The sequence below is a fragment of the Mesorhizobium sp. M0808 genome (assembly GCF_040320025.1).
In the GTDB taxonomy this organism is placed as follows: Bacteria; Pseudomonadota; Alphaproteobacteria; order Rhizobiales; family Rhizobiaceae; genus Mesorhizobium.
This window is the reverse complement of record NZ_JAMYOX010000012.1, coordinates 144,268-150,542: the sequence shown is the minus strand read 5'-3', so window position 1 is coordinate 150,542 and position 6,275 is coordinate 144,268. Positions and strand designations below refer to the sequence as shown.

The 6,275-nt window shown below is 59.6% G+C and carries 9 protein-coding genes and 1 pseudogene; 3 read left to right on the top strand and 7 right to left on the bottom strand.

Annotated features, from left to right (window positions below; genetic code table 11):
• Positions 1-251 (top strand): annotated as a pseudogene (locus tag NKI25_RS16680) (DDE-type integrase/transposase/recombinase); the annotation flags it as partial.
• Between the two features lie 509 nt (positions 252-760).
• The gene (locus NKI25_RS16675; RefSeq protein WP_352829972.1) at positions 761-1,336 is read left to right on the top strand and encodes a helix-turn-helix domain-containing protein; all 576 of its coding nucleotides are present in this window, start codon (positions 761-763) and stop codon (positions 1,334-1,336) included.
• A gap of 261 nt (positions 1,337-1,597) precedes the next feature.
• On the opposite strand, the gene NKI25_RS16670 is transcribed toward NKI25_RS16675, so the two are convergent.
• From NKI25_RS16670 to NKI25_RS16655, 4 genes are all read right to left on the bottom strand, one after another.
• Positions 1,598-1,723: a hypothetical protein gene (locus NKI25_RS16670; RefSeq protein WP_352998750.1), complete on the bottom strand. Its 126-nt coding sequence runs from the start codon at positions 1,721-1,723 to the stop codon at positions 1,598-1,600.
• The gene (locus NKI25_RS16665) at positions 1,720-2,136 is read right to left on the bottom strand and encodes a flavodoxin domain-containing protein (RefSeq protein ID WP_352998749.1); all 417 of its coding nucleotides are present in this window, start codon (positions 2,134-2,136) and stop codon (positions 1,720-1,722) included. The genes NKI25_RS16670 and NKI25_RS16665 overlap by 4 nt, the downstream gene beginning before the upstream one ends.
• A gap of 114 nt (positions 2,137-2,250) precedes the next feature.
• Entirely contained in the window at positions 2,251-2,715 is a 465-nt protein-coding gene (locus tag NKI25_RS16660; RefSeq protein ID WP_352789513.1) for an Hsp20/alpha crystallin family protein, read from the bottom strand.
• Positions 2,708-3,127, bottom strand: coding sequence for an Hsp20/alpha crystallin family protein (locus tag NKI25_RS16655; RefSeq protein WP_352998748.1), 420 nt, complete (start codon positions 3,125-3,127; stop codon positions 2,708-2,710). The genes NKI25_RS16660 and NKI25_RS16655 overlap by 8 nt, the downstream gene beginning before the upstream one ends.
• Positions 3,128-3,698: 571 nt before the next feature.
• Here NKI25_RS16655 and NKI25_RS16650 point away from each other — a divergent pair.
• Positions 3,699-4,163 (top strand): transposase, encoded by a 465-nt coding sequence (locus NKI25_RS16650; protein ID WP_352789519.1) that lies wholly within the window; start codon positions 3,699-3,701, stop codon positions 4,161-4,163.
• A gap of 35 nt (positions 4,164-4,198) precedes the next feature.
• Here NKI25_RS16650 and NKI25_RS16645 read toward each other — a convergent pair whose 3' ends face one another.
• Genes NKI25_RS16645 through NKI25_RS16635 form a run of 3 tightly spaced genes read right to left on the bottom strand, consistent with a single transcriptional unit; the run spans position 4,199 to position 6,163 of the window.
• Entirely contained in the window at positions 4,199-5,068 is an 870-nt protein-coding gene (locus NKI25_RS16645; protein WP_352789522.1) for a DUF1173 family protein, read from the bottom strand.
• A 12-nt stretch (positions 5,069-5,080) separates the two neighbouring features.
• The gene (locus tag NKI25_RS16640; RefSeq protein WP_352789525.1) at positions 5,081-5,569 is read right to left on the bottom strand and encodes a hypothetical protein; all 489 of its coding nucleotides are present in this window, start codon (positions 5,567-5,569) and stop codon (positions 5,081-5,083) included.
• Positions 5,570-5,584: 15 nt separating this feature from the next.
• On the bottom strand, positions 5,585-6,163 hold the full coding sequence (locus tag NKI25_RS16635; RefSeq protein WP_352789528.1) for a cupin domain-containing protein: 579 nt from the start codon (positions 6,161-6,163) through the stop codon (positions 5,585-5,587).
• Positions 6,164-6,275 lie beyond the last annotated feature (112 nt).

Below are 6,275 nucleotides of genomic sequence, written 5' to 3'. Positions count from 1 at the left end.
CGGCAGCGATCGCGGCGACCGCTGAAGCCGATCCGCATCCGCAATAGCCGGTATCTCAACAATCGGATCGAACAGGATCACCGGCGTATCAAGCGCCGCATTCGATCCATGCTCGGCTTCAAGTCGCGGGCGAGCGCCGTGGTTATCCTCTTCGGCATCGAGAAGATCCAATGATGCGCAAGCGACAGGCGAGGTATGCCTACAATCCCAGTCCGTCGATCGCCGAGCAGTTCGATATCCTCGCTGCCTGACGGACAGGCCGAAATGGCCGTTCACAACCCCAGTTCCAGGTTTGCGACAGAACCGGGATAGGTCCCCCTTCCGCCAGCTAGGCGCCGAGCCGTCAGATGTGACGACCGGACTGGGGGCGAAAGCTCGACCCCTTCGGGTCATGAAGAGCAGCACGACAACAATGGATGCCAGCACGAGGGCTGTACCGGCTACTGTGCTCATATCTCAACTCATTTAGTGGACCGGGAACTTGCAGGGGTAACGGGCTTCAACGTCGACTGCCGGACCGGCTGGATGTGCGTGGATGATGCTTGCATCGCGAAGTGCTGTCGGTCCCGCCATGGTCGATGTCCACCTCCTGTGGCCCCGCCTCGGAACCCGAGCCGGTGGCGCTGAAGCTTGAGCACGACCCATGCCGCACCACGGCCGCGCTGGAGTTCCTCGACCGCGCGCTGACGCCGCCACGCGTGCTCATGGCGTTCAAGCTGGTCTTCCTGGTGCAGCTGGCGCGCCTCGCCACGCGCAGCCGGTGCACCCGCTGCGCGTGGGATGGCCCGCACCCGACCTGTCGGCCAGTGATGCGCGCGCCTACGCCGCCTGGTTCGGCGTTCCGGTGGAAGACCTGCCTGTGCCCATCGTGGTGTTCGCGGCAGAAGACACGCAGCGGCCATTCCTCACAGCGAACCATGGCATGTGGAAGTTCTTCGAGCCGGCCCTTCGACAGCGCCTGGCCGACCTGGAGAAACACGCCAGCACCGTCGAACGCCTGCGCAGCGTCCTGCTCGAGGCCCTGCCCGCCGGCGAGTTGTCTATGCCGGGCGTGTGCAGAAAGCTCGGCGTCAGCAAGCGCATCCTGCAGCGCAGGCTGCAAGCGGAGGGGAGCAGCTTCCAGCAGACGCTCGATGCGCTGCGCAATTCACTTGCGCACCACTACCTGCACGTCCGAAATACCGTGCGCCGCCAGCGTCAAATCCCACGATGGCGCCCAAGGTCTGGACATCGGGCCTCCCACCGGATGGCGCTTTCGATTATCGTCGCACGGTTCAGCCGCTGCCACGGATCAGTCCTTTTCAGGAACCTTGGATGCGCTGCTGGTGGAGGATGAAGCTCGTGGACGAGGGGACCGGCTGCGGATGACGCGGATCCACGATTTGTTGGTGCGCGAAGGCTTCGAGGGGTCCTACGATGCGGTTCGGCGCTAGGTGGCGCGTTGGAAGATCGCGCAGCGGGACAGTCCGGTGATGCATCCTGCATTCTTGGGCGGTCATCTCACTGATGATCACGGGACTCCCCTGGTGAAAGAGCCAGCTTCATTCGGTGCATCTCGATGCCGCGCAAGGGTGCGCCGATGCAGGCTGCGCCGGACTCAGGCACCTCCTTGTTTAGCCGTCTCAAGAAATCGATCGGCGAAGTTGGCGAGTGCGTTCCAGTCAGTGAATTCGTGATCGCGCTCGGGGCTCGGATCGCCGCTCTTCATTACGACGAATTTCACGAACTGCTCCTGAAAGTAATCATACTTGGTGAAGCGCAAAGCCCCCCGAGAAGGAGGGTCATGCATGGTTGCCACCCTGTCACGGCGACGAAGCGATCCACATATTTTTGAGCTTCCGTCTTTTGGTCTTGCAGCGCCGCCGACAGACTGACGGATATGAGGGCCGCAGGCTTAGTGTTCAGCAGTTCGTGATGCGCAAATGCGAAGTTCGTGACGGTTTCCTGGTGGTGCTCCTGGTGGATCGACGCGGCAATGACGAACGCGTCGAAGTGTCCGAGCTTCAAATCGGATGCGAGGGCTGCGCTATCTAGCAGGTCGACTTGGTGCTCGCGCTCGCGAATGTGCGTTGCCGTCCGTGCGGCAATTTTCCTCGTCTGCCCTTCGGTCGTTCCATAGACAATCAGGATATTCACGATATTCCTCCGACAGCGTTGCCCACGTCGGTGCCGAGAGGACCCGGCGCGAGTCATGGGGTAGGCTCTGCTAACCGCTGGCGAGCGCGGCGTCTGCGCAATCTTCCTCGACCGTCAGGAACCCGATCTAACCTCGATCCGCTTTGCCGCTGCCTGCGGAGCTCTCGGGATGGCGAGGTGAAGCACACCGTCCTTCATGTCCGCCTCAATTCCATTGATGTCGAAATCCCCGGAGAGAGTGAACTGCCGCTCGAAATCGCCGACGTCATACTCGCGATAGGCCTGGCTGTAGCCCTCGGGCGTATCCTCTTCGACGCGGCCATAGATAGACAGCACACGCTTGTCCAACGTGACCTCCAAGCCCTCCGGGCTGACGCCGGGCAGATCCGCAACGACGACAAGGCCCGTTTCAGTTTCGTAGATGTCAACCCGTGGTACGAAGACCAGCCTCTCATGGGTCCGCTCGCCCGCGTCCTGCTCCGCGGAGAGCTTGCCCTCCAGCTCCGGTTGGCTAGTCGGCGTGGCCTGAGACTGCTTGCTCCCCTTCGTTCCCGCTCTCGTGGTCTCTCGCTTAGCCATGACCCGCCTCCTTGCTCGCTTTCACGTGAATGCGCTTGGGCTTGTCCTCTTCGGCCCGAGGAAGATCCAGAGTCAGTACGCCATTGACGAGATCCGCTTCAACCTTGTTCGGGTCGACCACAAACGGCAATGACACGGTCCGCACAAACCGGCCGCGACGACGCTCACGCCGGTGGTATCCCCGCCGGGCTTCCTCAGTTTCGGTTTGCCGCTCTCCGCTGAGCGTAACGGAATCCCTGTGAATTAAGATGTCCAAGTCTTCTGATCTTACCCCAGGCAGTTCGGCGGTGATGATGACGCCGTCCTGGTTTACCAAGACATTCACCGCCGGGAATTCCAGTCGGCTCACTTCGTCTTGGAGGCGGCGTATGTTGCGGAGTGGATCTGCGCCGAATAGCATTCGTGCGATCATTGTCTCCTCCTCGGAACGCCGCGCCGCAAGGCCCTCGGGTTCCCTCGATGCACAGCAGGGCCATCCCCGCTGTTGTCCGCCCATCGGCGGTGCGCCATAGAGCGACGAATACCGAGCCCGCGGCTCCCACCTTCCAGCTCTGAAACTTAAACCAGAGTCGCCTAGGTGGTGCCGCAGGTTCGCCCATCATGTTTCATTGGCAATCTGGTTTACCTGCCTGGTTCGCATTCGCTTGAACGGTTCTCCATGGTGTATGGCCAGTTTGTCTCCGCATGACGATGAAGAAGAATGCCAAGATGGCACTTTGTTGCTTTGATCTGAATCAATTCGAACAGCTCATTGGATGATTCCGTCCCGATCCCTTTTTTAGTTCGAAGCTGATCGACGACCCGCAACTTGCCGTCCTTGTACAAACCATTGCCGATCCGACCGATGCCGATTTCTGTCCAAAATTGTCACCGAGATGACGCAGCTGTCTGATGGTGCTCAGTTGCCAGGTTCTGAGCTCATTGACTCCAGTATAAGACCCATCGATGCTGAAGACGGTGACAATCCACAAGCGGAGCATATCATGGCCGATTCTCAGGAAGCTCAAACTGTTCAGACAACAGTGGCACCAGCCAAAGTGGAAGCCCCCCAAGAGAAGAAGAAAGTTCCGCGAGCAAAGAAAGCGAAGGCAGAGCTCGCCAAACCGATCCGCAAGAACGGGGCGAGGCCAGGGCCCCAGGCGGCTGAACCTGCGATGGCAGTGCGGACCGCCCGGAAGACTTACTCTGAGAAGGAACGCGTCCAGAAGCTTGCCCAGATCGAGAAGTCGATCGCTGGGGGTGCGACCAGTAAGAGTGCGGTCGGCCAAGCCGGCATTTCGGAGCAGACCTACTATCAGTGGAAGAGGGCTGTGGCGCCTTCTTCAGATAGCGGCGATCTCCGTGATCTTGTCGCGCTCGAAGAAGAAAACAAGCGCCTTAAGAACCTGCTTGCTGACCGTCTGCGCAAGGAAAATGCCGAGCTCAAGAAGAAGCTGGGCCTTGCGTAAGACATACTGAGCCTCGTTGGAAATTCCGCCGACGCTCAGAGCGGCAACGGCGGCATATCGCCTTCGCCGACCCGCCACACCCAGGAGCCGATCTCCGGACGCGCGGCGATCATTTCGTCGAGCGAAGCCTCGAACGCTTCGTCCGCACCGGCCGGGACGACAAAGAGCGCGATCGGCTCTTGCCTGTTCTGGAGCAAAGCGCTGGCGATCGGCTGGTCAGTTTGCAGGTCGTAGCGCAATCCCTTCACGCTCTTCTCGCGAAGGCGGGCGAGCGCGTCGACCAGCCGCTTCTCCGGAACCGTCTCGTAAGGAATCCAGTTCTCGGATACCACCATTAACGCGACCTCCTCAACAATGGCGACGCCGGCCGGGTTCAGTCCGAAGGTCGCGATCACTATCAGATGTGAGCTGGAATCCGCTCCCCACAGCGACAATTCTCTCTCGAAACGTGCCTGCAAACGCCGATGCAATGCATCGTCGATGACAAAGGGAAAGCCGGGCAAATGCCTGATGACGAGTTTCTGACCGGATCGGGCGGGCATGATCTCCTTCACCTCGCCGACCAGAACCAGTAGCTTTCGTGGGCCGGATTTTGGCGGGAGCGCCGTGCCGAGAACCGCGTTGCGACGTTGTTCGATCGCTTCCTTGTTCTCGGAGCGAAACGGCTCGGGCACAAACAGGATATCCGCGAGCGGTCCGCCCATCACCGCCATTTGCCCGGCAGCCTCAAGCAGATGCCAGCGGACATTCCACCAATGTCGCTTGCCAGCCCATCGGGATGTCCAGACCGTCAATTCGGCCTCGTGCCAGAGATAATGGATGAGGCCACGCAGCGAAGCGTCGCTTCCCGAAGTCGTCGGCTCCGCAGCGAGGCGGCGGTCATAGAACTGGCAAGCGAGGACCATTGGCTTGTCTGACTATCGTTGCGCCTTCAGCAGACGCTCGAGCGTTGAAAAGTCACTCATGTCGCGGTAGGGCGTCAGGTCAAGATCCTTGGGGATCTTCTTGAGCTTCTCTTCGGAGATCGGTTTTTCGTTCTTTTTGTTGACGGCCTGGTAAGCGGACCAGCCAACACCCGCCGCCTTCACGGCATCGCGTTCGGCTCGAAGGGCGATTTGATGCGCGTGCAGGTAATGAAGCCCGAGTTCGTCTAGGAGCGCCTTTTCAACGATCTCGTGCGTTAGCAGAAATGGGGCAAGCCGGACCTTGGCCGATTTCCAATCCATAGTGCGAGGCATATGGCGATCGATATAAATCGTCCTGCCATCTTTGCTGTAGCCAGCAATGTAGGGGATATCGAAATCATGAACGATCTTCACCCGACGATGCAGCGCCCGCACAGCGTCACTCAATACATCATCGTCCAAGTCTTCGGAAACGTGGCGGACTTCATCTTCAAGCTTCATTTTTCCACACTGACATCAGCGGCGCTTTGCTCCCATAGACCGGATCCTTCCGTGGACGGCCAACTTGGGAATCGTTCGTAATGCCCGCTCATGTTCCTGGGCTGTCGTGCATTCGTCATAAGGGCCGGATGCGGGAGAAGCGCCGACCACCAGGAAACCAGCAGACTCGGAGAGACATTGGTGACCGGTGCCGGCCGGAAGAACTGCCACGTCGCCGGCCTTCAAGGACAATGTACGGCTCCTGTTGCCCCCGAACCGAACCTTGCCGGTTCCGCGCGCAACCCGAAGCACTTCATTTTTGCGGGGATGGTAATGAACGTAGTGGTAGATGCCGTCCCGCCAGCCGCTACTCCAGCCATTGGCTTCGGAAAGCTCTTCCAGCACGGCTGCGGAATCAAATTGTTCCACCGACCTTACGGCGCCACGACAGACGACAAACGGCCAGAAGGGGTGATTCGGCACGAGGCCGTCATCCTTGAACCGAAATTCGAGTGGCTTCTTCACCTTCACAAATTCGGCGAGTTCTTGCTTTCTCGGTCGCGCGATACCCGTCGCCTGCTCGGTAGCTTTCTTCAGGCTCTCAAGAATGCCCACGGCGAACCCTTGCGCTGGATGAGACGTTAGACAGAACAGCGGGGAAAGCCTCCGCTCTGGTCTCAACGAATCTCAACCAGCGACACCGCACTTTGTTCCTTTTGCCGAATGG